The sequence below is a fragment of the Actinotalea alkalitolerans genome (genome assembly GCF_023369855.1).
In the GTDB taxonomy this organism is placed as follows: Bacteria; Actinomycetota; Actinomycetes; order Actinomycetales; family Cellulomonadaceae; genus Actinotalea.
Genome location: NZ_JAMBPP010000008.1, coordinates 139433 through 165659, shown reverse-complemented (window position 1 = coordinate 165659; position 26227 = coordinate 139433). Strand labels below are relative to the sequence as shown.

The window sequence follows — 26227 nt, the reverse complement described above, 5'->3', positions numbered from 1 at the left end:
CGACTCCACCGGGCTCACCCCACCGTCAACCTGATCTGCAGTGTCACCGGCGTCGGGCGCAGCACAGCGTTCGGCAGCACACCGGGGCCGCACGCCGCCGACCCGAGCCCGTGCTGGGCAGCGTCGACGTGCAGCCACAGCACGCCGTCGGGGGCGAGCTCGTGCGGGTGGGCGGCGGCGTCGAGCGCGGTGTCCGACCAGGGTCGGGCGGTGAGCTCGACGCCGTGCACGGGACGCCCACCGACCCGCACCTCGACCGCGCGCAACGTGAGCGGACCGGCCGCGAGGTCCAGGCGTGCCCGGGTCACCCCGCGGCGAGCACCGTTCTCCTGCGGGTGGGTGTATCGGGTCTGCCAGTCGTCGACGGTGTGCCGCCACCGGCCCGCGAGGGCGGCCCGGGCGGAGTCGGCGTAGGACTCGTGCGGCCCGAGGCCGGTCCAGTCCACGGTCACGTCACCAGCGCTGGGCTGCTCGAGCGCCAGGAGCCACCCGAGCCGCGGTACCGAGCCCGGCCAGCTCCCCTCGGGGGTGAGCCGGAGGACGAGGTCGGCGGTCGTGTCGTCGACGGTCCGCCACTCGTACCGCACGGTGAAGCCGCAGTCGCTGGCCGCACCCGCGGTGCGTGCGGTCACGACGAGCGTGTCGCCCTCGAGCTCCACACGGTCCACGCGCTCGTGGAGTCGGTCCAGCCCGGCCCGCCGCCAGGCCTCGCCGTCCCCGATCGGATCACCCCAGGCGCGCCGGGCGTCGTTGTCGGTGAGCGCGCGCCAGGCGTCCATACGTGCGAGCCGCACCGGGGTCGCCCCGACGCGCAGGAGACGACCTGTGGCATCGAGCACCACCGGGCCGACGGCGTGGTGGCCGTCCGCGGTCCGGGTGAGGGGACCGCGCGCCGGGGCCAGCGGTGCCGCCTGCCGGACCAGCACCTGCCCGGCGCCGAGGTCGAAGGCCTCCGGCGCCCACGACGGCGCCTCGCGCGGCACCGCCCGGACCAGCCACCACAGCCCGCCGTCGCCGGCCGACTCGATGAGCGCGTCGCCGACGACCTCCGCTGCACCGACCACCCGCGACTCACCGGGCGCGAGGATCTCCTCCAGCTCTCCCTGCCCGACGACGCCGTCCTCCCCCATCAGGGTCCACTCGAGGCGGGCGCCCTCGGTGCTCGTGAACGCGTACCGGTTGCGCAGCTCGAGTGCCCCCGGACGCGCGGCGGCCGGCCGCACCTGCAACGGCGCGTACGCCGCAGCGAGCTCGACGAGCCCCGGAGACGGGGTCCGGTCGGGCAGGAGCAGGCCGTCGGCGATGAACGTGCCGTCGTGCAGCTCCTCGCCGAAGTCGCCCCCGTAGGCGTAGAACGGTGTGCCGTCGGCGTCCCGCCGCACGATGCCATGGTCGATCCACTCCCAGACGAACCCGCCCATCAGTCGCGGGTGGGCGTCGATCAGATCGAGGTAGTCGGTGTACCCGCCGGGGCCGTTGCCCATCGCGTGCGCGTACTCGCACAGCACGAACGGCAGGCCGCGTCGGTGACTGTCCAACGCTCCGTCGGGCAGTGCGGTCTCCTCACCGCGGCCGATGAGGGCGACCTCCGGGCTCGCGGCGTACATCCGCGAGTACATGTCGACCTCGCCGCTCGCCCAGTCCCCCTCGTAGTGCAGCGGGCGCGAGCCGTCGAGACTGCGCACCGCCTGGGCCATGGCGGCGAGGTTCTGGCCACGCCCGGCCTCGTTGCCGAGCGACCACACGACGACGCTCGGGTGGTGGGCGTCGCGTCGAACCATCCGCACGACCCGATCCACCAGCAGCGGCGCCCACGCCTGGTCGTCGGTCGGGTTGCCGCGCCAACCGAGCGGCTCGAAGCCGTGCGTCTCGAGGTCGTTCTCGTCGACGACGTACAGCCCGTGCTCGTCGCACAGGTCGAGGAAGTGGGGGTGCGGCGGGTAGTGGCTGGTCCGCACGGCGTTGACGTGGTGCTGCTTCATCAGCAGCACGTCCGCGAGCATCGTCTCGGGGGTGACGGCACGGCCGCGGGTGGGCTCGAACTCGTGGCGGTTGACGCCGTAGAGCTTCACGGCCCTGCCGTTGACGCGGAACACGCCATCCTCGGTGGTGACGGTTCGGAAGCCGACGCGCAGGGTGACCGTCTCGGCAGGAGTGGAGACGGCGACGTCGTACAGCCGCGGGCTCTCGGCGCTCCACGGCTCGACCGGCACCCGGACCGTCTCGCCGTCCCGCGCCTCCACGCCGAGCTCGGCCACCCGGACGACGGCGGAGCCCGCGCCGGTCTCCACGTCGACGCGCAGCTCGCCCGCTCCTGTGCGGTGGTCGTACCCGGCCGTCACCGAGACGTGCTCGAGGCCGCCGACGGGCCGGTGCTCGAGGCTGACGCTGCGGAAGATGCCGGACAGCCACCACTGGTCCTGGTCCTCGACGTAGGTCTGTGCCGACCACTGCGTGACGCGCGCCGCGAGCAGGTTCTCCCCGTCGACCAGGGCATCGGTGACGTCCACCTCGGTGGGCAGTCGCGACCCGTGGGACTGCGCCAGCACCTGACCGTTGACCGCGACCTCGAACCACGAGTCCACGCCCTCGAACCGCAGGACCACGCGGCCCTGGCTGCGCCACGCCGGAGGGACGGCAAACGTGCGCCGGTACTCACCGGTGGGGTTGGCGCGCGGCACCCGCGGTGGGTCCACCGGGATCGGGAACTGCACGTTGGTGTAGGCAGGAGTCCCGTACGGCCACGCGTCGGGCGCCCCGGCGAGCTGCCAGTGCCCAGGGACGTCGAGGGTGGCCCAGTCGGACCCGGCGTCGGCGGGATCGGCTCCCGTCGTCGCCTCGGGGTAGAGACGGAAGCGCCAGGGACCGTCGAGGCTCTGGCTGGCGGTGCTCGACGCGCCGGCCGGCGGGCGGAACCGCGGCGCTCGCACCCCCTGGGGGAGGACGACCGACTCGTGGGTGTGCTGTGCCGTCATGACTGCGGGTCCTTCCGTTGCGGGCTCATCCCTTGACACCGCCGGCGACCAGGCCGCTGACGATGAAGCGCTGCATCGTGACGAAGAAGATCACCATCGGGATCAGCACGATCACGGTCAGGGTCATGAACATCGGCCAGTTGACGGAGAACTGCCCGACGGCGGAGTAGACGAGCAGCACGAGGGTCCGGTTGCCGGTCGAGCTGATGAACACGTTGGGGATGATGAAGTCGTTCCACACCCACATGGTCTGGAAGACGCCGACGGTGATGAGGATTGGTCGGATGAGCGGCATGACCACGTTCCAGAAGATCCGGAGCGGCCCGGCGCCATCCAGACGCGCAGCCTCGATGATCTCCGTCGGCACCGTGCGCATGTACCCGAGGATGAGGAAGTAGCAGAAGATCGCCCCCGTGGCGTAGAGCACCACCAGACCCTGGAGCGTGTCCACGAGCCGGGCGGTCACAAGCATCCGGTACAGCGGCAGCAGGGTGGCCTGGAAGGGCACCAGGAAGGCGAGCACCATCAGGGCGCCGAACCACGTGTTGAACCGGGTGCTGCGGATGATCATGCCGAAGGCGCCCATCGCGCCGATCAGCAGCATCGTGGTCACCGAGGCGGCCGTCACGATGACGGTGTTGAGGAGGTTCTGCAGCACCGGGAGGGTCTCGAACACCTCGACGTAGTTGTCGAGGCGGAGCCCGCTCGGAAGCGCGAGCGGGGAGGTCGCCGTCTCCTGGTGCGTCTTGAAGGTGTTGACCACGATGTAGTAGAAGGGCACGGCCACCAGTGCCGCGAGCGGCACCATGACCAGGCTCGTGAGGACGTGACGGCTCTTGTTCACTGGATGCGCCTCTCCAGTCGTCGGGCGACGGCGAGCTGCGCGGCGACGATCAGGCCGATGACGAGCATGAAGACGACGGCCAGCGCCGAGGCCTGCCCGAACTCGGACTGGGCGATGCCGCGCTGGATGATCGCCTGGGTGAGGGTGAAGGTCGAGTAGCCCGGTCCCCCGCCCGTCAGGGTGACGGGTAGGTCGTACACCTTGAGCCCTCCGGTCAGCAGGAGGAGCTGGCTGACGGTCATGGCCGGCGCGAGCATCGGCAGGGTGATGTGGAAGAACCGTTGACGGCCGTTGGCCCCGTCGATGATGGCCACCTCGGTCAGCTCCTCCGGGATGGCCTGCAGGTAGGCGAGGTAGAGGATCGCGTGCCAACCGACCTGGCTCCACACGCCCACGAGGATCACCGAGAAGCGCGCGAGGCCAGGAGTCGACAACCAGGGGACCGACGCGCCGCCGAACGTCTCGATGACGCGGTTGATCACACCGCTTCCCAACGGCGACAGGATGAAGCCCCACACGAGGCCGAGCACCGCGATGCTGGGGATCGCGGGGAAGAAGAAGGCCGACCGGACGAAGTTGCGTCCGATGAACTTCCGGTTGAGGACGACGGCGAGCGGGATCGCCAGGCAGGTCACGACGAGGGTCGTCGCCACGGTGTAGAGCAGCGTGAAGACGAAGCCGGAGACCATCGCGGTGTCGGAGAACAGCCGGCCGTAGTTCGCCAGCCCCACGAAGTCGTAGTCCGGTGTGTAGCCGTTGTAGTTGGTCAGGCTCCACCACCCTGACCGGATGACGGGGATGAGGAAGAGAACGACGAAGACGACGCCGACCGGTAGCAGGAACAGCCGGTCGGCAACCGCCGCGCGGTCCCATCGTCGCCCTCGAGCCCGGGGCTCGGTCCCGGTCCCCTCACCCGGTCCGACGCGATCGCCCACCGCGAGGGGAGCTGGTGCTTGCTGTGACATGGCGCCTCCTTCCGATACGGAGCCTGACCGCCCGCGCCCGGCCGGTCGTCCGGCGGGGCGCGGGCGAGTGGTCAGCTCTGCTGCTCCAGCACCTCGTCGAGGGCGGTGGCCACATCGGCGGGCTCACGCTGGCCGAGGATGACCTGCTGCAGGCTCGCGACGGCAGTGGTCATCAGCACGTCCTCGTAGCGAGGCCAGGAGATCTGGGCCAGGTAGACGCGGCCTTCCCGGATGGGCTCCACGACGTCCTCCAGGACCGGGTCGACGGTCGGCTCGAAGTCTCCCGTGGTCGTGATGGCGGAGCTGGACTCGTTGTAGAGCTGGACGCCCTCGGGGCTGGCCAGGAAGGCGAGGAAGGTCTTGGCAGCCTCCTCGTTGTCCGTGGCCGAGTTGATGGCGTACCCGGGGGACGCCGCACCCGGGAGGTAGGCCTCCTGGCCGGCCGGCGCTGGGAACGGCATGAACCCGAAGTCCATGTCGGGTGCGGTCTCGCGGATGGTCGGCAGGCTCCACGGCCCGGTGGCCATCATCGCGACGCGACCGTTGGCGAACTCGTCCAGGATCTGGTCGCCGCTGAGCCCGACGACGTCCGGAGACATCAGGCCGTCCTCGAACAGCGCCGCCCAGGTCTGCAGGGGCTCGGTCCACTCCGCCTCGAAGGTCGTCTCTCCGTCGAAGATGCGCTGATCGACGGTGAAGTCGCTCTCGTAGGAGCCACCCACGAGTGCCTGGAGGGACATCGGGATCTCCTGCAGGTTCTCGTAGAACGCAGCGACCCCGGTGTCCTCCAGGTCAGCGAGCAGGTCACGGAAGGCGTCCCAGTCCGTCGGCGGATCGCTCATCCCGACGGCATCGGTGTGCTCGCGGTTGTAGACGATCCCGCCGCCCCAGGACGACAACGACATCGCGTACACCTCGCCGTCGGCGCCGTACGTCTGCTGGTTGAACTCGGCGATGTTCTCCATGAACGGCTCACCGGTGAGCGGCACGACGAACTCGCCCTCGATGAGGTTGGTCTTGTTCTCCGCGGCCATGATGAAGACGTCTGCCGCGGTGCCGGACGAGATGCGGGTCTGGAGCGTGGAGATGTACTCCTGGACCGGTGGAGCGCTCGAGAACTCGATCTGGATGTCCTGGTGCTGCTCCTCGAACGCCTCGATGACGGGCGCCATCACCGGTTCGCCGTCCCACGAGAAGAAGCTCAGGGTCGTCGTCCCGCCTGCGTCCTGCTCGCCGTCCGTGCTGCAGGCCGAGAGAGCGAGGAGGGAGCCGGCGACCGCTGCTGCGATGCCGACGCGGGCTGGAGCACGCCGCACACCCGACGTCGGGCTCGGACGGTTCGTGAGGATGGACATGTCAGCTTCTCTCTACTGGGTGGCGAATCGGGTCAGGGGGTACGTGAAGGCGTCCGGGCTGTTCCGCACCGGTTCCAGGAGCCCGTCGGGCCGGTGTCTGAGCTCGTCGAAGACGAGCTCGCGGTGATAGCCGTCGCCGTCCGGGACGGCGAAGCGGTGGTAGGCGATGAGCCATGCGTCCAGGCCGGGAAGGCGCAGGATCGCGTGGTGCCCCGTCCCGCGGATCCCACGGCTGAGCTCCTTCTCGAGCAGGACACCGCGGTGGGTCCACGGCCCGAACGGACCTGGGCCGGTCGCATATCGGACCCGGTAGTCCTCTTCGCGGGTGTCGTTCTCGGACCAGGACAGGTAGTAGATGGCTCCACGGCGGTGGACCCAGCCTGCTTCCCGGAAGCCTGGCGGCTCCCAGCTCCGAACCTCGGCGGGGTCGAACGACACCAGGTCGTCCGCCAGGCGTACGCCGTGCAGGACACCGTTCCCCCAGTACAGGTAGGCGGCCCCGTCGTCGTCGACGAACACCGCCGGGTCGATCGTCGTCCCGGGGAACTGCCCGCGCTCGACCAGGGGATGCCCGATGTCCTGGAACGGTCCGGTCGGGTGGTCGGCGACCGCGACACCGATGTTCTCGTCGGCGGTGAAGTACAGGTACACCTTCCCGCCGTGGACCAGGGCCGCGGGAGCCCAGGCCCGACGGTCTGCCCACTGGACCTCTCGCCCGAGGCGAAGGACCTCTCCGTGGTCCTCCCACTCGATCAGGTCGACCGACGACAGGACGCGGAAGGCGTCCGCGCCCCAGTCGGCGCGCCCATCGGTCGTCGGGTAGACGTAGTACCGGCCGTCTGACATGACGACTGCCGGATCGGCGTAGCTGCCGGAGATGGTCGACGGACCGGCCGGACGTGTGCCCTGGCCGGTCGAGGGAGGTCTCGTCATCGAGTGCTCCAGTGTCAGGAGGGGGAGGCGTCCGATCCACAGCGATCGGTCGACGCCCGGAGGCTCGCGTCCACGGCGCCGGGTGTGCGCGTCCGGCGGCTCTCATGCTGGGGTGCCGGTAGGCGCCCTCAGCACGACTCCGTCGTCGCGACCCCGATGTCTGCGTCAGCGACTTTAACGTTACATCGCGATCTGCAGCCTGCGCAAGCGCTGCGACCTGGGTCTTTGTTCAACCAGCCCCTCACGAGGGCTGAACTCATGTAGCGTTACATGTGCGAGATGCTGGGCGTACCCCGAAGAACCGATGGCGCAGAGGTGCTCTCCGATGCCCCGGTTCCCGCCTCCGGCGCCTGCGCAGCTGCCGCCGGCCGCCCCCTGAGGGAGCGACAGACGTGACGATGGGAGGCTCGCCGTGGTGACGATGCAGGACGTGGCGCGCGCGAGCGGGGTCTCCGTGATGACCGTGTCCAACGTGATCAACGGCCGCAACGTCAGCCCCGAGACGCGAGGCCGGGTGCTCGAGGCGATCGACACCCTGGGATATCGGGTCAACCTCGCCGCCCGCAACCTGCGCAAGGGCCGCACCGGGACGATCGGCCTCGCTGTGCCCGAGGTCGACAGCCCCTACTTCGCCCAGCTGGCCGCACGGATCATCACCCACGCCGAGGCAGCCGGGTTCCGCGTGGCGATCGAGCAGACCGGCCTGAGCCGGGAGAAGGAGCTGACCACACTCGCGCAGTCGCGCAACTACCAGTACGACGGCGTGATCCTCAGCGTGGTGGGCCTCGGCAAGGAGGACGCAGCACTGCTCCAGGTGGACTTCCCTGCAGTGATCCTGGGGGAGCGGATCTTCGACGGTCCGCTGGATCACCTCGCCATGGCCAACGTCGAAGGGGCGAGGGCAGCGACCGAGCACCTCCTGGGCGCCGGGCGACGTCGCATCGCCATGATCGCCGAGGTGGAGGCCGAGCCCGACTCCGGTGTCGCCAGCCTGCGGTTCCACGGCTACCGCGACGCACTCCTGGGCGCCGGCATCGCGGTCGACCCCGATCTGGTCGTCGCACCGCGGAACGTCACCATGCCGGCGGGCCGTGACGCCGTGCGCGAGCTCCTGGACCGAGGGCACGACATCGACGCGGTGTTCTGCCTCACCGACACCTTGGCCATCGGGGCGATGCGAGGGCTTGCGGATGCCGGTCTGCGGGTGCCGGACGACGTGATGGTCATCGGCTTCGATGACATCATCGAGGCCCGGTTCACCATCCCGTCACTGTCCACGGTGGATCCCGGCCACGACTTCATGGCCCGCACCGCTGTCGAGATGCTGATCGAACGGATCGAGCGCAAGGGCACCGCCGGGCCACCGCGGGAGGTCATCTCCCCAGCCCGCGTGGTGGCCCGCGAGTCAACCCGACCGGCCGCGGACCGCGCCTGACCGCGGCGGGTCTTGCGGTCCGACCTAGGCCACCGCCCCGGTGCGCGAGCAGCTCGAAGGTCGCTGATCACGGCTTCGGCTCCGGCTGCGCGTACCGCCGGATCGTCACAGGATGCAGATGCAGCCCCACTCCCTCACGCGATGGAAGCGCGTGGACGGTGTCAGTGCTGGCTGGCGAAGCGGGAGATGTCGCTGTGGAGGGTCTCGGCAAGGTCGGACAGGCCTTGGTTCCCACCGGCCGCCTGTGCGATGGCCACGACCTGGTCGTTCATCTCGTGGATGGCTCCTGCGACGCGGTCGATGGCCTGGACGGCGACCTCGGTCGCAGCGCGGGAAGCCGCGACCTGTGCAGTGATGTCGTCGGACGAACGGGCGGACTCGTCGGCCAACGTCTTGACCTCCGCGGCGACGACCGCGAAGCCTCGGCCGAACTCGCCTGCGCGGGCGGCCTCGATGGTCGCATTCAAGGCGAGAAGTCGGGTCTGTGACGCGACGTTCTTGATCATCAAGACTGCCTGCTGGATCTCCTTCGCCGACAGCTCAAGTGCCTGCACGGTGCTCAGTGCGGCGTTCGCCTCGTCCACGCCGGACTGCGCTGACGCTGCCAGGACCTGGGCAGAGGCGCCGAGCTCGGTCGAGGCGGACGCGACGTGCACCGAGACCTCGATGGCCTTGTCGACCATGAGCTGGCGGGTCGCGTTCTGCTCCTCGAGGGAGCGGGCGCCGTCGCGCATGGAGTCCCGCGCGGTGTTGATGCGCTGCGCACCATCGCGGAAGGTGCCGGGCATGCCCCGGACGAGGAACTGGCGGTGGAAACGGCCTTGTGCGGCGGCGGTCAGGGAGGCCCCGGACTCACGGACGAACGCGTCCATCACGTCGAGGCTGAGATTCACGTCATCGCGCAGCGCGGCGAGCGCCGACGGCCCGGCCAGCGGCGGGATGCGGACCTCAAGATCCCCACCGGCCACGCTGACGAACGCCTGCGCGAGCACGTCGACCGCGCGACGGTAGCTCTCGAGCTCGGCGAGGCTCCACACATACTCGTCGTAGGTCATCTCGAGCGTCGCGAGCTCGTGCTCCAGGAGCAGCCCCGAGGCATTCATCGCGTCCGCGGGCCGGCTGTGCTTGCCCTCCTCGGCACTGAGCCGACGGTACAAGCTGTCAACCGCCTGGACCGCGCCACGACCCGGGCTGCGGCGGTTGGAGTGATAGCCGACGGGAGTTCCGTTGCTTGCTGTCGAGGGTGTGATGTGGGCGAAGACCCAGTAGTGCGCGCCGTCGGAGGCGAGGTTGTTCACGTACGCGAACATCTCCTGGCCGTCCTGGATGGTCTCCCACATCACCTTGGAGATGATCCTGGGCATCTCGGGGTGGCGGATCTTGCTGTGAGGTTGGCCGATCAGGTCGGCCTCGTCGTACTCGGACACCCGCAGGAGGTCCGCGTTGGCATAGGTGAAGCGACCCTTGGCGTCAATCTTGGACACGATGATCTCGTCGTCTCCGAAGGTGCGCTCGACACCGGTCGGGAGAACGCTCGTTGCACGCACGCAGTCCTACTTCTCCTCGGAACGGCAGACCATCGGATCTGATATCGGCGGCCTCACGGCCCATGTGAGGTGCCCAGGGGGTGAAGACGTGGTCCGCGCGTCTCACGCGCGCGGACAGGTGCTCGTCGAGGTTGTCTACGGGGCACTGATCAGCTTCACCCTTGCGCCCTTGCGCTGGTGGAGCCCCGCCCACGCCGGCCTTCTCGTCGTCTTCGCGATCCTGCCGTTGGCGTCTTGACCGACACCCGCGCAGAACACCAACGCTACGAGTAGCGACGCGAGGACCACGAGCGCTGCCGCCGAGCACTCGCGGAGAGCCCCGAGGCCGCTCCACCAACCTGCCGGTGTATGGCAGCGCGGCGGGCCTCGAGGGCGTACACACCGATCTAGGCGAACCGACCCGATGTGCCTCTGACGCCCGCCACCTCACCACCCGCATGGTCCCGCAGCAGCTCCCGATACCGGCCAGGCCTGTCGAGGAGCTGCGCGTGCGTCCCCTGCTGGACGATCCGGCCACGGTCGAGCACGAGGACCTGGTCGGCGTGGACGACGGTGTCAAGGTGGTGGGCGATCACCAGCACGCTGCTCGTCCGGGCGAGCTCACGGGCCGCCGCGCTGACCAGGCGCGCGTTCTCAGGGTCGAGGGCCGAGGTGGCCTCGTCCATGATCGTGAGCGGGGCGGCCTTGAGGAGCGCCCGGGCGATCGACACCCGTTGGCGCTGCCCCCCGGACAGGCGGGAACCGCCGGGTCCGTTGGGGGTGTCGAGCCCCGCCGGGAGCTCGACGATGGTCGAGTCCAGTCCCGCGGCGTGGACGGCGTGGTCGAGCTCTGCCTGTGTCGCGCCCGGGTTGGCGGCACGGATGTTCTGCCCGATGGTGCCGTCGGGCAGGTAGTCGTCCTGGAGGACCATCGCGATGCCGGCGTAGAGCGCGTCGGGCTCGAGGGTGCGCAGGTCCGCCCCTGCCAGCAGGACACGGCCCGCGCGGGGGTCCCAGAAGCGGGCGAGCAGCCGGCTGATGGTCGTCTTGCCCGAGCCCGACGGCCCGACCAGCGCGGTCAGGCCACGTCGCGGCAGGGTGAAGCTGACGTCGTCGATCACCGTGGTGTCGTCGTAGCCGAAGGTCACGCCCTGGACCTCCACGAGCACCTCGTCCCGTGGTTCGGGTTGCGCGCCCGGCACGTCGAGCACCTCGAGGGGCTGCACGCCCAGCACGTCACCGATGCGGTCGAGGGCACCGCGCTGCAGGCACAGACCGGCGGCGAGCTCGGCACCGGCCGCGACCAGCGAGATCAGCCGCGCCGTGGTCACGAGCAGCCCGACGAACGCGGCGGCCGAGAGGGTCGCGTCGGTGACCCAGAGGACCCCCACCGCGATGAGCGCGGCAAACAGGGCGTTGAGCGTGAAGCTGAACAGCAGCAGCCCGGGCAGCACCGTGACCGTCGACCGACGAGACTCACGGGCGGCCTCGTGGAGGGCGCGCTCGAGCACGTCGTCGTCCTCGGGGCGCAGGTCGGTACGGATCACCGGCTGCCGGACGGCGTACTCGAGGATGCGGTGGGCAGCCTCGGCGTCGGTCCGGTGGCCTCGGTCATCGACGGTCTGCGCGAGGTGCCGGCTCAACGTGCTGACGTACCAGGCCACGACGCACGCGGCGAGCACCGCGAGGCTGAAGCGCCAGTCCAGGACGGCCAGGGTCGCCGCGGCGGCGACCGGGGTGACCGCGGCGGTGATCGCGGGTCGCAGCAGGATCGCCGGGTAGGACATCAGCTGGGGAACACCCGTGGTCGCGGTGTCGACGAGCTCGGCCTGCCTGGCGGGGGTGAACCACCCCAGCGGGACCCGCGCGACGTGCTCACCGAGCGAGAGGTGCAGGGCACGGGCAGTCTGGCTACCGGTGCGGAAGGCGATCATCTGCGCCACCCACTGCACGACGACGAAGGCGGCCGCGGTGACCGCGAGCGCGACCAGCCAGGGCCGCGCGCCCTGGTAGCCGGTGTCCACGAGAGCGGCGACGGCGACCCCCGCCACTCCCAGCACGACGCCCTGCAGGACGGCCGAGGCGACCAGCCACGCGGTGAGGACGGACAGCGCCCGGGCGTCGGCGGCGGGGAGCAGGCGGTGCAGTGCGCGGAGCATCAGACGTCCTTCGGGGTGGCGGCGACGGGGGTCCGGTACCGCTCCGGGGGCGGGGGCGGCTCGGTCTCCCAGAGGGTCCGGTAGGCCGCGCAACCTTCGAGCAGCTCGTGGTGGGTCCCGACCCCGGCCAGCCGTCCGGACTCGAGCACGACCACCTGGTCCGCCCGGGTCACCGTGGCCAGCTGATGGGTCAGGAGCAGGACCGTCCGCTCGGTCGCCTCACGGGTGAGGGTCTCCATCACGACCGCGCGGGTGGTGGGGTCCAGCGCCGAGGTCGCCTCGTCGAGCACGAGCACGGTTGGACGACGCAGCAGGGCGCGCGCCAGGCACAGGCGTTGACGTTGCCCACCGGACAGGTCGGTGTCCTGGCCCAGGACGGTGTCGTATCCCCGCGACAGGGCGAGGACGTCGTCGTGGATCGCCGCCGCGACCGCAGCCCAGACGACGTCCCGCTCGGGGGTGGGCCGGCCCCCGGTCAGGACGTCACGGATGCTGGCCTGGCGCAGCCCGGTGTCCTGGAAGACGAACCCGACCTGCTGGTACAGGGTCTCCTCGCTCAGCTCGCGCAGGTCCACGCCACCGAGCCGGACGCTGCCCTGGGTGGGGTCGATGAAGCGCGCGAGCAGCCCGGCCAGGGTGCTCTTGCCGCTGCCGGACTCCCCGACGACGGCGACCAGGCCCGTGGCGGGCAGCTCGAGGGTCACGTCGACCAGTGCCGCCTGCTCGTCGCCGTAGGCGTAGCTGACGTGGTCGAGGCGCAGCACGCCCGTCCCACCCGGCGTACCGCCGTCCCCCCAGACCAGACGGGGTTGCGCCAAGAAGGCGTTGATGGACCCCACCGCGGACAGCCCCGTGCGGATCGCCTGGATCCGTGGCCCGACGACGGCCACGGGCGCGCAGACCGCAGGCCCGAGGAGCACCCCGGCGACCAGCGCGGTCGGGGTCACCCAGCCGAACCGCAGGCCGACGGCGCCCGCAAGGGTGAGCAGGGCGACTGCCACCGCCGGCGTCACCACGAGCCACGACGCGGTCGTCGCCGGGGCGGTGCCCCGGGACCACGCCCGGAAGAAGTCGTGGAAGTCGGTGACCGCCGAGCGGAAGCGGGCCTGCGCGCTGCCGGGGCCGCCGTAGACCTTCGCCACGGGCAGCCCGCGCACGAAGTCCACGATCGCGGTGCTGATCCGCTGCTGCTGGGTCGCGTACTGGACGAAGTTCGCGGCCGAGCCGCGCATCGCCCGGACGAAGCACCCGGTACCGACAACGAGCGGCAGCAGGGCCAGCAGGGCCAGGCGCCAGTCGATCAGGGCGAGCGCGACCAGCCCCGCGAGGGGGGTCACGACGAGCGCGGTCAGGTCCAGCAGGGTGTGGGCCACCAGGTAGTGCAGCGCACCGGTGTCGTCGTGCAGCACCTTCTTGATCCGACCCGCACCGTGCCCGGTCACCACGGGGACGGGCAGGTGTCGGATGGTCCTGGCCAGGCGGGTGCGCAGCTGCCAGGTGAGGTCGGCGTCGGCCCGGTGCGTCAGCACGGTCGCCAGGGCCGCAGCCCCCAGGCTCCCGAGCGCCCCGCCCACCGCTGCCAGGACGACCCCCGGACCAGGGGCCGGGTCACCCTCGAGCCAGGCACCGGTGAACGCGATCAGCGCGAGCAACGGAACCAGGGTCAGCGCTGCGGCAACGGCCTGGAACGCGGCAGCGAGGATCAGCAGCCCACGGACGGGGCGGAGCAGGTCGAGCTGGTTCATCGCAGGAGTCCTTCGCTGAGGGTGAGGGTGCGGTCGCAGCGCGTCGCGACGTGGTCGCGGTGGGTGATGAGCAGCACCGGGGTGCCGCGGTCGCGGCGGAGGTGGTCGAGGGCGTCGAGCACACGCTGCTCGGTGCGCGCGTCGAGCGAGGCCGTGGTCTCGTCGCACAGCAGCACCGCAGGTGCGGCGGTGATCGCACGAGCGAGGGCGACCCGGTGCCGTTGCCCGCCGCTGAGCCGGTCGGGTGTCCGCTCGAGCTGCTGCGGGTCGAGCTCGAGCCGCTCGAGCACCTCCTCGAGGCTCCAGCCACGGGTGCGGCCCGTGCGGGCTGCGGAGGCCAGGGCCCGGTGCAGGGTCCGGCGCACGGGCTCGTGCGGGTTGAGGGTCGCGCGAGCGTCCTGGCCGACGTAGGCCAGGAACGGTCCACCGGCCCGTGCCCGGGCGGCCGCGTCCCACCCGACCGGCGAGCCGTGCAGGTGCAGACGTCCGGCGGTCGGTGCCGCGAGGCCGGCCAGGGCGCGGGCGAGCGAGGTCTTGCCGCTCCCGGAGTCCCCCCGTAGCGCGACTAACTCACCCAGGTCGACGGCGAAGCTCGCCCCGTCGATGATCCGCTGGTCACCGTGCCGGATGCGCAGGCCCGCCACGGACAGCATCGCGTCCCGCGACGCGACGCGACGGCGCAGCGGCGCCGGGGCCGGTGCCGGGGTTGCAGCGGTGCCCGTGGCCCGCGGCGCGCGTGAGAGGCGGCCCGCGTCCACCTCGAAGGTGCGGTCGGCCATCCGGGCGACGACCCCCGCGTCATGGCTGATGAGCAGGACCGCGGGCCGCCAGGGCAGGTCGACGAACGCGGCGGCCACCGCGAGTGCGGTCTGGGGGTCCAGCCCGCTCGTGGGCTCGTCCAGCACGATCAGTCGTGGCCGGCTGACGAGCATCCAGGCCAGCACAGCCCGCTGCGCCTGCCCTCCCGAGAGCCGTCCCGGGTGCCGGCGCAGCAGGTTCTCGTCGAGCGAGGCGGCGCGGGCGGCTGCGGCGACCCGTTCGGCCCGGTCACGGCGGCGCGCCCCGGGGTGGGCGATCCTGTCGGCCGTGCCGAGCTGGGTGAGGATGCGTTGCCGGGGGTTGAGGGCGCTGGCGGGGTCCTGCGGCACGTATCCCGTGAGGCGGCCACGCAACGCACGTCGGCCATCAGGGGTGAACGGATCGAGGCCCGCGACCTGCACGGTGCCCGCCGTGCGGCGCAGCCCAGGGGCGAGGTGCCCCAGCAGGGCGCACGCGAGGGTGGTCTTGCCCGCCCCCGAGGGTCCGACGAGCCCAGTCACGGTTCCGGCGGGGAGCTCGAGGTCGACCCCCTCGAGGATCGCGGTGCCGCCAGGAGTCAGCACGGTCAGACCGCTGATGCTCGCGACGACGGTCATGCCGCTCGCTCGATCCGCTCGGGCGCGAGGCGGGTGGACACCGAGGTGCGGTCGATCAGGACGGTCACGCTGACCGCGAGCACGACCAGCAGCGCGGCCGGGACGATCACGGGCAGCGGGTTCATCGCGGCGCCGGTGCTGTTCTCGCGCACCATCCGACCCCAGTTCGCCACGGGTGCCCCGGCGCCGAGCCCCAGGAAGCCCGCGGTCGCGGCGAGCTGGGTCGCCGCCACGAACCGGATGCCGGCCTCGGCGAGAGCGACCGGGACCAGGCCCGGCAGGATGTCGGAGCGTGTCCGCGTGAGCAGTCCCTCGCCGCGGGCCTCGGCGTGACGCGCGTAGTCGGTCGCAGCCAGACGGGCCGCGCTCTCGTGAAGCACCCGGACCGAGAAGGGCGCGCTCACGATCGCGATCCCCGCCGCGACCGCGACGTCGTTGCCGGGCATCCCCGTGGCCAGCAGCATCAGCAGCAGCAACGCCGGGAGCGCGGCGAGGCCGTCCACGACCCGCATGAGGGACCGCCCGACGGCCCGGTGGTGGGTCACGCCTGCCCAGACACCCACGGTGAGTCCCACCAGACTGCCGAGCAGGGTCGCGGCGACGGCCTGGGCGACCAGCACCCGGCCCCCGGCCAGGGCCCGCGCGAAGACGTCGCGGCCCAGGACGTCGGTGCCCAGGGGGTGCTCGGCGGTGGGCGGGGCGAACGAGGCGCCGATCGGTGCCGTCACGCTTCCTGCCGGGACCCATGGACCAGCCAGGGCGACGGTCAGCACGAGCAGCACCGGGACGGCGAGAACCCAGCGGCGCGCGGTCACCGGTGGCCACCCGAGGTGGCCGGGGCGTGACGGTGCAGCAGTTTGGCAGCGACGTCACCGACGAGCAGGAGCAGCAGCGTCATCGTGCCGAGCACGAGGCTCAGTCCCTGGACGAGAGGCACGTCGCGGCCCGCGACCGCCTGGGTGAGCTCGGAGCCCATTCCGGGCACGTTGAACAGGGTCTCCACGACGATCGCCCCGCCCAGGAGCCCAGCGGTCATCACCGCCAGGGCCATGACAGCCGGGGCCAGGGCGTTCGAGACCACGACCCCCCACACGTAGCGGTGCCCGCGCACCCCGTTGAGCCGCGCGAACTCGGCGAAGGGGGTGGTGACGGTCTGCGCGACCGAGGCGCGCAGCAGCCGCATCGTGGAGCCGAACCCGCCGAGCGCGAGGGCCACGGCGGGCAGGACGACCAGCTCGGGATGGCTCCACAGGGACTGCCCGGGCGGGATGAGCGCGACGGCGGGCAGGACCGGCCACCAGGCGGTGAGCAGCACGAGCAGGGCGGTCGCGATCAGGAAGTCCGGGGTGCCGATGAGCCCGAGGGTCGTGCCGCTGAGCCACCGGTCCAGCCGGCCCCCGTGACGGAGTCCCGCGGCGGTGCCGAGCGTCCCGGCGAGCGTCACGATCAGCAGCACGGCAGGCACGAGGACGGCCAGGCTCGTGGACAGCCGGGCGCCGACGAGCGGGGCGACCTCGCGACCGGAGACCAGGGATGTGCCGAGGTCACCCCGCAGCGCGCCCCCGATCCACTCGAGGTACCGCTCGAGGGCCGGACGGTCCAGGCCGAGGGCGAGTCGGACGGCCTCCCTCTCGGCGTCGGTCGCGGTCGGCCCGGACAGCACGCCGACCGCGTCACCCGGGAGCACCTCGGTCGCCCAGAACACGATCACGGTGAGCACGGCGAGGGTCGCCGCAGCGGTGACGACCCTCGCCGTGATCCAGACGTCGACGCGCACCGGTCAGCGGGTGACCGTCGCCTGGGAGAGATCGGGGAACTGCAGCTCCCGGACGCCGCCCACCGCGGTCGAGGCCGCGCTGATCGCCGGCACGAACACCGGGGCGATCTGGTTGCCCTGCTCCCACAGCAGCCGTTGTGCCGCGTGCGAGGCCTCGAGCCTCTCCTGGGCGGTGGGCGCGCTGCGCGCGGTCTGCACGAGCACGTCGACCTCGGGGAAGGTGCCGGGTGTGTAGTTCGGCTCGAACAGCGCCGGGGGGCTGTAGCCGACCTTGAACGGCAGGGCGAGGTAGGCCGGGTAGTCGGCGAAGAGCTGGCCAGGGGCGAGCTCGCGCAGGGTCGCGTCGACCCCCACGGCCTTGAGGTCCTCGACCAGGAGCGTCGCGGTCTCGACCATTCCCGGGAGCTCGGGCCCAGCAGTCAGCTCGACGCTCATGCCCTCCTGGCCGGCGTCGGCGAGCAGCTCGCGCGCCCGGTCGGGGTCGTAGGCACGTTGCTCGAGGGTCGTGTCGTAGCTCCTGAACCCCAGGGCCGGGACGTCGTTGCCCTCGAACGCGTGCCCGAAGTAGACGTTCTCGATGATCTGCTCCCGGTTGACGGCGAGCTTGAACGCCTCCCGCACCCGCGGGTCGGCGAAGGGCTCGACGTCGAGGTTCATCGAGAAGAACTGGTACGAGGCGTAGGGGAGGTCGCTCGTCACGACGGTGACCTCGCTCTCGCCCTCGAGGGTCTGCGCCTGCGCGGGCGAGAGTCCGCTGACGTAGTCCACCTGCCCCTGGCGCAGGGCGTTGACCCGGGCCGTGCCGTCCGCGATCGAGACGAGCGCGATCTCGTCGAGGGTCGGGGCCGGTCCGTAGAAGTCGTCGTTGCGCTCGAGCAGCGTGGACTGACCTGGCTCGAATGCGGCGATGGTGAACGGCCCTGACGACGGGGTCTGCGGGGTGAACTCGGTCGTGCCGTCCTTGATCGCGAGCATGCTCTGGCAGATCAGCTCGCGGCCGTCCGCGACGGGGGCGAGCGTGGGCAGCACGACCGTCGAGGGGTCGGTCACCGTGGCGGCGTCCAGGTCGAAGCTTCGCGCCACGAGCCTCGTGAACGGCAGGCCCTCGAGCAGGACCGGCGCGCGCAGCGAGTACAGCACGTCCTGCGCGCTCAGCGCGGTCCCGTCGGTGAAGGTCACCCCGTCCCGGATGTGCAGGGTGTACTGCGCGAGGTCCTCGCTCACGTCGATCTGCTCGACCACCCCGTAGGCGACCCCCTCGGGGGCGCTCGGGTCGAGCTCGCACAACGGTGCGTGGACCAGACGTGCGCGCACGTAGTCCAGGGCCGTCGGGCCCTTCAGGTAGTTCAGCGTCTCGGTCGACCCACCGGCGAAGGCTGCGCGCAGCGCACCGCCGGTCGTGGTCACGGGGGCTGCCGCCTGCTCCGGCCCGGGCCCCGGCTCGGGTCCGGCGGAGCACCCCACCAGGACCAGCGACACCGCCACTGGTGCGATTCCTGCGGCGGTGAGCCTACGCATCGTGCTCCAAGCCATGCGGCACCTTCCCTCACGGTCGTCCCACCAACCCGATGTCGGTGTTTACTGCGTATACTACCAGCAATTGAGAACCAGTCTCATTCACCCGACGCTCGATAGGATCGTGCGATGGCGGCCGTGGCGACGTTGGGCAGGGAGGCCATCGTCGATGCCGCGGTCGACATCACCCGGCACGGTGGCCTCTCGGCGCTGACCATGCGCGCCGTCGGAGCCCGGTTCGACGTGACCGCGATGGCGCTCTACCGCCACGTGTCCAACCGCGAGGACCTGGTGCGTCTCGTCGCGAACCAGATCGGCGCGCAGGTCCGCCCCGAGGTGACAGCCGACGGCGACTGGCAGGACCGGGCGCGCGCGTGGGCGGTGGCCCAACGACGGGTGCTTCGTCAGTACCCCGGCGTCGCGACCTGGCTCATGGAGAACGGACCGGCAGGACCCGAGGCGTACCGGCTCCTGGAGCTGTTGACCTCGGCCCTGGCCGAGGCGGAGCTCGACGACGCCACCGTCGCCCGCGGGTCGGCGCTCATCATGAGCTGGACATTCTCCCGGATCAGCATCGAGGACGGTGCCGATGCCCGGCGGATCGCCGAGCGACCCAGCCGCGCGAAGGCTTTCGTGTCAGGCCTCGAGGCGATCGACCCGTCCGAGCACCCGACCGCAGCCCGCGTCGGACCGGCCTTCTTCACCCTGGGCATGGACGAGATCTTCGACACGGGCCTCGACTGGATCCTGGCCGGGATCGCCGCCACACCCCGACCCGCGCGCCCCGTCCCCCGAACGGCGTAACGCCAGGTCACGGTCCGGCCACGAGTCGGCTCCCTGGGACACGGAACGGTGATCATTTCGATCACATCCCGGCAACTCCGCCACGAACGAACAGCCCGCCTCCTAGCGTGTGGCCCACGCCACGCCTCGAGATGGGGACTCAGATGATGATCTACCGCCGCAGGATGATCGGTCTTGCCGGAGCCACGCTCGCTGCCGTGGTGGTCCTGACCGGCTGCACAGCGGGCGACAGCCAGTGGGACGGGTCCGGCACCATCGAGCCCGGGCCGGACCGCGCCGAGGCGCCCTATCCCGACCCTGTTCCCTCGGAGCTCGCACCCGACCTCGGGATGACCGACCCGGCGCGGGACGCCCTGTCGACGTTCGCGCTCGACATCGACACCGGCTCCTACACCCGGTTCCGCGACGCCGTCGCCAACGGGAGGTCGATCGACCCGAGCGAGGTCCGCACCGAGGAGTTCGTCAACTACTTCGCCCAGGACTACCCGACCCCCGAGCGGGGGCTCGGCGTCAGCATCGACGCCACCGTGCTGCCCTTCCGCCCCGAGCACCGGCTCGTCCGCGTGGGCATCAGCAGCACGCCGGCCTCGAGCATCACCCGGGTCGACGCCGACCTCGCACTCGTCGTCGACTGCTCGGGGTCGATGGACGAGGCCGGGAAGATGGAGACGACCAAGTCGGCCCTCCGGACGCTGGTCTCCTCGCTGCGGCCCACCGACCGGGTGGCCATGGTCTGCTACTCCACCGAGGCCGACGTGGTTCTCGAGCCGACGCCGGCGTCCGAGCGTGACGGCATCCTCGCGGCCATCGACGAGCTGGCGCCCCGGGACTCGACGAACGCTGCGGCCGGCCTCGCGCTCGGCTACGACGTGGCCATGTCGATGCGCACCGAAGGTCGGATGACCCGCGTCATCCTCATCAGCGACGGGGTGGCGAACGTCGGCGAGACCGACCCCGAGGGGATCCTGGCGCGGATCAGCACCCAGGCCAAGGCCGGGATCAACCTCATCTCGGTCGGCGTCGGCATCACGACCTACAACGACCACCTGCTCGAGCAGCTGGCCAACCAGGGCGACGGGTGGCACGTCTACATCGACACCGCCGCCGAGGCCGAGCGGGTGTTCGCCACAGGACTGACCGGCTCGCTCGTCGTGGCCGCCACGGACGCCAGGGCCCAGGTCGAGTTCGACCCCGCCCAGGTCTCCGGCTACCGGCTCCTGGGGTACGAGAACCGCGCCATCGCCGACGAGGACTTCCGCAACGACGCCATCGACGGTGGGGAGGTCTTCGCGGGCCACGCGACCACGGCGCTCTACGAGGTCGCCCTCCGCGAGGGCTGGTCCCAGGAACCGTTCGTCACGGCGACGGTGCGCTACCTCGACGACACGGGCCGAGCCGTCGAGGCCTCCGCAACCCTGGCCGGTTCCGCCTGTGCCACCTCACCTCGCGAGGCCTCGCCCCGTCTGCGTCAGGACCTCGTGGTCGCGCTGCTGACCGATCGCCTCGTCGGCGGGCCGTGGTCCGCGATCGTCAGCGCCGCGGACCTTCGCGCCGAGGCCGAGGGCCTGCCTGCAGCTCTCGACGGGGACCCCGACGTGACGCAGCTCGTCGACCTTGTCAACCGGGCGACCGCCTGACCGGCAGCGCGAGCGCCCGTCGAGCACTGGTCCATCGGTCGATACGACGGTCGTCGCCTCGGGAGCCGTCGCCGCGACAGGCTGGCGGGGCGGTCCCTCGGCCTCCGTCCTCTGTCAGCCGTCAGCCGTCTCGCAAATCACCGCGGTGCACTCCTTCTGCAGCGCCTCGTCGGCCCACATGGCGTGGTGCGGTGCGGCGTTGGAGCAGACCACCGCACCCCAGGCGCCGACGCGGGCGGCGTGGGCGACCGCGTCCCGGCAGATCTGCGCTCCCACGGGGCCCTCCTCGAACCTGCAGTCGCGAGGGGTGTAGCCGACCCACCCCTCACCGAGCACCAGCGGGACGCCGAGGCGCTGGGCGTTGTCCGCGGCGATGCCGATCCACTCCTCGAGCCGCACCGCCATCGCGACCCGGTGCGCGCCGTAGCGCTCGTAGAGCCATCGGTCGACGGCCGCGGGGTCGCACCAGTGGTGCAGGTAGATCTCGGCGTGCCCGACGATCGACGCGTGCCGCTTCCACTCCTCGTCCGCGGGTGGCGCCCAGTCGGCCAGGCGTGGTGCGCCCGGTCGGAGCAGCTCGGCGTCGGCGCGGTCCTGCGGGAAGTCGGCGGGGTCGCCGCGCAGGGCGAACTCGCGCACCAGGTCGTCCAGGACGCCGTAGACGTAGGGGTGGAACACCAGGACGCCCACGTTGCGCGGAAGCCCACGCATGGCCGTCACCGGGACCGCGGCGTAGCTCGGGCCGCACAGGATCTCGGGGTGCCGGGCGCTGAACGCCGCGATACCCGCCTCGAGCCGGTCACGCAGCTCGACCACGGGATCGTCGCGACCGGGCAGGCCTGCGGTGAGGTGCCCGGCCTGCACCTCGTTGTGCGGCTCGACGAAGGCCAGGACGTGAGCCAGTCCGTGCTCGGAGAGCAGGTCGACGAGGTCCGCGAGCGCCTCCCCGAGGACGACCATCCGATCGTCCGGCTCGACGGCGTGCAGCGCGTCGTACCAGGCCCGGTCCGCCGCGAACGCCGGGCTCTGCTGGTACTCCCAGGACGACGCGATGACCACCATGCCGTGCCGGTCGGCCGTCCGGAAGAGGTGCAGCAGGTGCTCGCGGGCGTCGATCGTCGTGGGCCGGCCGACGTCGTACCACCGCACCCGCCCGGCGTAGTCGCCCCCGATCGGCCCCAGCCGCAGCGCGGTCGTGTCCAGCCCGGAGCGGAACAGCAGGAACGGCATCGCGCAGATCCGGACCGCGTTGTACCCCAGCTCGCCGGCTCGGGCGAAGGCCGCGTCCAGGTCCTCGAACGGCTCCCCGGGGCCGGTGCGGACGTACCAGGAGAAGTCCCACAGGGTGATCGCCAGACGGTCCGGCAGGTGCCGGCTCCCCCGCGTCACGTCCGGACGGTTCAGCCCCATGGCTCTGCCTCCTCGAGCTCGAGGCGGACCCGGGCGACCCGGACCACCTCGACGTCGTCGACCACGACGCCGTCCTGGATGCCCCGGACCGTGGGATCGACCCACACCCCCGCGTCGCCGTCCCAGGGCAGCAGCTCGAGGCGGACCCCCTGCTCGACGACCTCGTCGCGCAGGGGCGTGAGGTCGAGGTCCCAGGGGCGACCGTGCCAGAAGTGGTCGCTGATCATCCGGTCCCCGACGTAGGCCCGCCCGACGTCGCCGCGCCAGCGCACCCGCAGCAGCACCCTGTCGACGCCGTCGAGCATCTCGCGGGGCACGTCGAGACGAACCTGCGCGGCACCGGACCAGTCCGTGGGCGTGCTCAGGCGGTCCATCGGTCCCCCGTGGACGGGCTCGGGCGCGGTCGCGTCGAGGGCACGCGGCCCGTCGAGCAGGGAACGGTGCCCCGCCGCCGGCACGTCCAGCGACCAGCTGTGCCACGGGGCCTCGTCGCGCGGTGGCCCCGCCTGCCCGCCGAAGGCCCGCAGCCCTGCAGGCGCGGGAAGCAGCGACACGGTCACCTGCTCGCTGTCCGTGTGCACGACCAGCGCACCGTCCTGGACGTACAGGGGGGCGTCGGACAGCACCAGGCGGTCACGCCCGCCGACCTCGAGACGGTAGAGACGGTCGGCAGCAGCCTCGTCGAGCACCATGATCCGCACCCCGGGCAGGTCGACGACGCACCCAGGCCCCGGCGCTGCGCGCAGGTGGACCACCGTCGCGCCGTCGCGGTGCTCGCCGTGCCCGGCGCCGGTCACCCCGACGTCTCCCTCGAGGACCAGCTCCACGGGCACGCCCGCGGTCGCGACGAGCACCACGACCTCGTGGTCGGCGACCGCGAGACGGGTCAGCACCTGCGCGGTGGCGCTGCGCAGAACCAGGCCCGGGGTCAGCGCGTAGCGCAGGGGCCAGGCCACCGACACCCCCGCCGGGACGTCGACGGGCACCGTCGGGACCCTCACCTCGACGTCGTCGTCGAACGCTACGGTCACCTGGACCCCGTGCTGCGCGGCAAGGGGCTGCCGCGCCGGCTGGTAGGTGGTCAGGAACAGGTAGCCGCTGCGTCCGTCGCCCCGCACGGCCCACCGCAGGTCGTCGGGGTGCTCGCTCCCGCCACCGGTCGTGCTCGTCATGGTCGCGAGACGCTCCCCCTCGGCCGCCAGCCACAGGTGCTGGCGCCGCAGCAGGTGGTGGTGCGGCCTGATCTGACCGTGCTCGCCGATCGGGGCGTGGAAGTCGTAGGTGAGCTCGGGGACGTCGTTGGGGTACCCGGTGGCGTGCGACTCCTGCTCACCCCCGACCTGCCCGGCCCGCACCGCGGTGCGCTGCGTCCCGCCCGCGTACATGTAGTAGCCCTGCCAGACCGAGCCGCTGCCGATCTTCGCCAGGGTCAGCGCGGCCACGTCCTGCGGGGTGACCAGGGGCCGCCGGTGGTAGGCGACGTGCATCCCGCCGCCCAGCTCGCACGTCGCGAACGGCACGACGTCGTCGTCGGCGAGCGGCACGAGGTCGTCGTCGAGCGGTCCCGTCCCCGGGTCAGCGCCCGGCCCGTCGAGCACCACGTTTCCGTCGAGCACCACGTGCCCGTCGAGCACCTCGCGGACGTCGGCCCCGACGGACAGGTCGTCGCGGACGGCGTCGTAGCGGAAATGGGTCGCGGCGAACCGGGGCCACGGCGTGAGCGAGTCCTCCCAGAAGCCGTCCGCGTAGGCGCCGTAGACCGGCAGGAGCGTGCGCGGAACCTTCGCCCCGCCCCACCCTGTCGCCGTCCACAGGGGGACCCGCAGCCCGAGGTCCTCGGCGATCTCCCGCAGGGTCGCGAGGTGCCCGGGCTGGTCGTAGAGCTCGTTGTCCATCTGCGCGGCGACGACCGGCCCACCCTCGGCGTGACCCAGACCGCTGAGCTGGGTGACCGTCGCGGCGAAGAACGCCCGCACGAGCTCGAGGTAGGCGGGGTCGTCGGTGCGGGTGTCCAGCCGACGCTCCACCAGCCAGTCCGGGAAGCCTCCGTGACGGGCCTCGCCGTGCGCCCACGGCCCCATCCGGACGACGACGTCGAGCCCGTGCGAGGCCGCGAGCTCGACGAAGGCGCGCAGGTCGAGGTTGCCGTCCCAGCGGAAGTCACCCGGCTCGGGCTCGTGCGCACGCCACAGCACGTAGGCCGCCACCGAGTCCAGCCCACCGGCCCGCGCGTGCCCGAGCACCTCGGACCAGCGGTCCCGTGGGACCCGGGAGTAGTGCACCTCGCCCGAGACGGGGAACCACGGTCGGCCGTCGCGCTCGACCCATCGGCTCGTGACCTCGAGGCGATCGGCCGTGCCGGCCGGCTCTCCGAGCGGGAGGTGATCCCGCAGCGGCACCGGCGGAGCGGTGACCCGGAGCCGTCGGGGGGCAGGTCGGGGAGGGGTCCGTGACGCGTCGCTGGGCACCCGCCGACCCTAGGCCAGCACCGGGTGCCGGGCCGATGGGTGATCCGCCGCCGTGCATGGACGAAACCCCGGCGGCGCGCGTGTCGGACCCCGGCCATACGCTGCACTGAACGACCTCGACGACCCGACGGGGCCGCCCGGCTGAGGGGAGACAGCAGTGGCGCACGGAGACATCACCCACACCGAGATCCCGTTCGACGACATGCAGCGCGCGATGGACTTCTACCGCGCGGTCGCCGGCTGGGACGTCCAGGAGTCACCCGAGTACGAGGGCTACCCGATGTGGCGGGCACCCAACCAGGTGAGCGGCGGCGGGATGGGCCGTCGCGAGGAGGGGTTCAGCACGCCCCGCTTCTACGTCGAGGTGGGGTCGGTCGACGACGTCGCCGCGCGGGCGACCGAGCTCGGGGGCCGCCTGCTGCAGGACAAGGACCCGATCAGCGACACCAGCTGGGTCGCGGTGATCGCCGACCCCGAGGGCAACCAGATCGGCCTGTACGAGGGCAGCATGCCCGAGCCCGTGCGGGACACGGTGACCATGTCCCACGGCGACATCACCCACGTGGACATCCCCGTGACGGACACCCGGCGCGCCCAGGCCTTCTACGGCGACCTGTTCGGGTGGGACATCCGCGAGGTCGCGGGGTTCGAGGGCTACCCGATGTGGCAGGCGCCGAACGGTGCGCTCAGCGGAGGTCTCGCGCCACGGGACGCATCCTTCACGCAGCCGCGCAGCTACATCCACGTGGACTCGATCGACGAGGCGCTCACGATCGCCGAGGCGAACGGCGGCAGGGTGGTGCAGCCCCGGCAGGCGATCGACGGGTCCAGCGGGTGGGCGGTCCTCGAGGACACCGAGGGCAACGAGATGGGGGTCTACGAGCAGACCCCGGCCACGGACCGGTAGGGACGAGACGTGCCACGCGTGGTCCACGCCGCGGAACGGTCCCGGTACGAGCTGGTGGTCGACGACGCAGTCGTCGGGCACCTCGAGTACTCCGAGCGGCGTGGCGGGGACGTTGCGCTGCTCCACACCGAGGTCGACGAGCGACGTCAGGAGAAGGGACTGGGCTCGGCCCTGGTCCGTGGGGTGCTCGACGACCTGCGTGCACGCGAGGTGCGGATCGTGCCGCTGTGCCCGTTCGTCCGTGCCTTCCTCGAGCGGCACCCCGAGTACCGGGACCTGGTGGCCACGGACGCCTGAGCCCGCGGACGCCTGAACCCGCCGGCGTCCGCACCGGCCGACGCCTGAGCTACCGACGCC

20 protein-coding genes are annotated in these 26227 nt (G+C 71.7%); 6 read left to right on the top strand and 14 right to left on the bottom strand.

The features are described from left to right. Positions 1 to 14: 14 nt before the first annotated feature. From M1R94_RS11930 to M1R94_RS11910, 5 genes are all read right to left on the bottom strand, one after another. A complete protein-coding gene (locus M1R94_RS11930) occupies positions 15 to 2975 on the bottom strand; it encodes a glycoside hydrolase family 2 TIM barrel-domain containing protein (RefSeq protein ID WP_249381922.1) in 2961 nt (986 codons plus the stop codon). Positions 2976 to 3000: 25 nt separating this feature from the next. After that, entirely contained in the window at positions 3001 to 3819 is an 819-nt protein-coding gene (locus tag M1R94_RS11925; RefSeq protein WP_249381921.1) for a carbohydrate ABC transporter permease, read from the bottom strand. Further along, positions 3816 to 4784, bottom strand: coding sequence for a carbohydrate ABC transporter permease (locus M1R94_RS11920; protein WP_249381920.1), 969 nt, complete (start codon positions 4782 to 4784; stop codon positions 3816 to 3818). The genes M1R94_RS11925 and M1R94_RS11920 overlap by 4 nt, the downstream gene beginning before the upstream one ends. A gap of 71 nt (positions 4785 to 4855) precedes the next feature. Next, positions 4856 to 6139, bottom strand: coding sequence for an ABC transporter substrate-binding protein (locus M1R94_RS11915; RefSeq protein WP_249381919.1), 1284 nt, complete (start codon positions 6137 to 6139; stop codon positions 4856 to 4858). Between the two features lie 12 nt (positions 6140 to 6151). Beyond that, positions 6152 to 7072 carry a family 43 glycosylhydrolase gene (locus tag M1R94_RS11910; RefSeq protein WP_249381918.1) on the bottom strand — a complete coding sequence of 307 codons (921 nt, stop codon included), beginning with the start codon at positions 7070 to 7072 and terminating at the stop codon, positions 6152 to 6154. A gap of 421 nt (positions 7073 to 7493) precedes the next feature. Here M1R94_RS11910 and M1R94_RS11905 point away from each other — a divergent pair, with 421 nt between their 5' ends. Beyond that, positions 7494 to 8507, top strand: coding sequence for a LacI family DNA-binding transcriptional regulator (locus M1R94_RS11905; RefSeq protein WP_249382005.1), 1014 nt, complete (start codon positions 7494 to 7496; stop codon positions 8505 to 8507). 161 nt (positions 8508 to 8668) lie between these two features. Here the strand turns inward: M1R94_RS11905 and M1R94_RS20780 are convergent, their stop codons facing one another. Continuing rightward, positions 8669 to 10054, bottom strand: coding sequence for a methyl-accepting chemotaxis protein (locus M1R94_RS20780; RefSeq protein ID WP_249381917.1), 1386 nt, complete (start codon positions 10052 to 10054; stop codon positions 8669 to 8671). A gap of 88 nt (positions 10055 to 10142) precedes the next feature. Here M1R94_RS20780 and M1R94_RS11895 point away from each other — a divergent pair, with 88 nt between their 5' ends. After that, the gene (locus M1R94_RS11895) at positions 10143 to 10292 is read left to right on the top strand and encodes a hypothetical protein (RefSeq protein WP_249381916.1); all 150 of its coding nucleotides are present in this window, start codon (positions 10143 to 10145) and stop codon (positions 10290 to 10292) included. Positions 10293 to 10440: 148 nt separating this feature from the next. Here the strand turns inward: M1R94_RS11895 and M1R94_RS11890 are convergent, their stop codons facing one another. From M1R94_RS11890 to M1R94_RS11865, 6 genes are read right to left on the bottom strand one after another with little or no spacing between them, the layout of a single operon-like run. After that, positions 10441 to 12192 (bottom strand): ABC transporter ATP-binding protein, encoded by a 1752-nt coding sequence (locus M1R94_RS11890; protein WP_249381915.1) that lies wholly within the window; start codon positions 12190 to 12192, stop codon positions 10441 to 10443. Further along, on the bottom strand, positions 12192 to 13937 hold the full coding sequence (locus tag M1R94_RS11885; RefSeq protein ID WP_249381914.1) for an ABC transporter ATP-binding protein: 1746 nt from the start codon (positions 13935 to 13937) through the stop codon (positions 12192 to 12194). Before M1R94_RS11885 ends, M1R94_RS11890 begins: the two co-directional genes overlap by 1 nt. Next, positions 13934 to 15352: an ABC transporter ATP-binding protein gene (locus M1R94_RS11880; protein WP_249381913.1), complete on the bottom strand. Its 1419-nt coding sequence runs from the start codon at positions 15350 to 15352 to the stop codon at positions 13934 to 13936. The genes M1R94_RS11885 and M1R94_RS11880 overlap by 4 nt, the downstream gene beginning before the upstream one ends. After that, positions 15349 to 16167, bottom strand: coding sequence for an ABC transporter permease (locus M1R94_RS11875; protein ID WP_249381912.1), 819 nt, complete (start codon positions 16165 to 16167; stop codon positions 15349 to 15351). Before M1R94_RS11875 ends, M1R94_RS11880 begins: the two co-directional genes overlap by 4 nt. After that, positions 16164 to 17129, bottom strand: a complete 966-nt coding sequence (locus M1R94_RS11870) for an ABC transporter permease (protein WP_249381911.1) — start codon at positions 17127 to 17129, stop codon at positions 16164 to 16166. Before M1R94_RS11870 ends, M1R94_RS11875 begins: the two co-directional genes overlap by 4 nt. A 3-nt stretch (positions 17130 to 17132) precedes the next feature. Then, positions 17133 to 18647, bottom strand: a complete 1515-nt coding sequence (locus tag M1R94_RS11865) for an ABC transporter substrate-binding protein (RefSeq protein WP_249381910.1) — start codon at positions 18645 to 18647, stop codon at positions 17133 to 17135. A gap of 126 nt (positions 18648 to 18773) precedes the next feature. Between M1R94_RS11865 and M1R94_RS11860 the strand changes: the two genes are divergently transcribed. Both M1R94_RS11860 and M1R94_RS11855 read left to right on the top strand, forming a co-directional pair. Further along, positions 18774 to 19448 (top strand): TetR/AcrR family transcriptional regulator, encoded by a 675-nt coding sequence (locus M1R94_RS11860; protein ID WP_249381909.1) that lies wholly within the window; start codon positions 18774 to 18776, stop codon positions 19446 to 19448. 143 nt (positions 19449 to 19591) lie between these two features. Beyond that, the gene (locus M1R94_RS11855) at positions 19592 to 21085 is read left to right on the top strand and encodes a vWA domain-containing protein (RefSeq protein ID WP_249381908.1); all 1494 of its coding nucleotides are present in this window, start codon (positions 19592 to 19594) and stop codon (positions 21083 to 21085) included. A gap of 114 nt (positions 21086 to 21199) precedes the next feature. Here the strand turns inward: M1R94_RS11855 and M1R94_RS11850 are convergent, their stop codons facing one another. Then, positions 21200 to 22495, bottom strand: coding sequence for a cellulase-like family protein (locus tag M1R94_RS11850; RefSeq protein ID WP_249381907.1), 1296 nt, complete (start codon positions 22493 to 22495; stop codon positions 21200 to 21202). After that, complete coding sequence (locus M1R94_RS11845) at positions 22486 to 24963, bottom strand: beta-galactosidase (protein WP_249381906.1); 2478 nt, start codon at positions 24961 to 24963, stop codon at positions 22486 to 22488. The genes M1R94_RS11850 and M1R94_RS11845 overlap by 10 nt, the downstream gene beginning before the upstream one ends. A gap of 157 nt (positions 24964 to 25120) precedes the next feature. Here M1R94_RS11845 and M1R94_RS20775 point away from each other — a divergent pair, with 157 nt between their 5' ends. Beyond that, on the top strand, positions 25121 to 25870 hold the full coding sequence (locus M1R94_RS20775) for a VOC family protein (protein WP_308199907.1): 750 nt from the start codon (positions 25121 to 25123) through the stop codon (positions 25868 to 25870). A 9-nt stretch (positions 25871 to 25879) separates the two neighbouring features. Then, complete coding sequence (locus tag M1R94_RS11830; RefSeq protein ID WP_249381905.1) at positions 25880 to 26167, top strand: GNAT family N-acetyltransferase; 288 nt, start codon at positions 25880 to 25882, stop codon at positions 26165 to 26167. Positions 26168 to 26227: the final 60 nt, after the last annotated feature.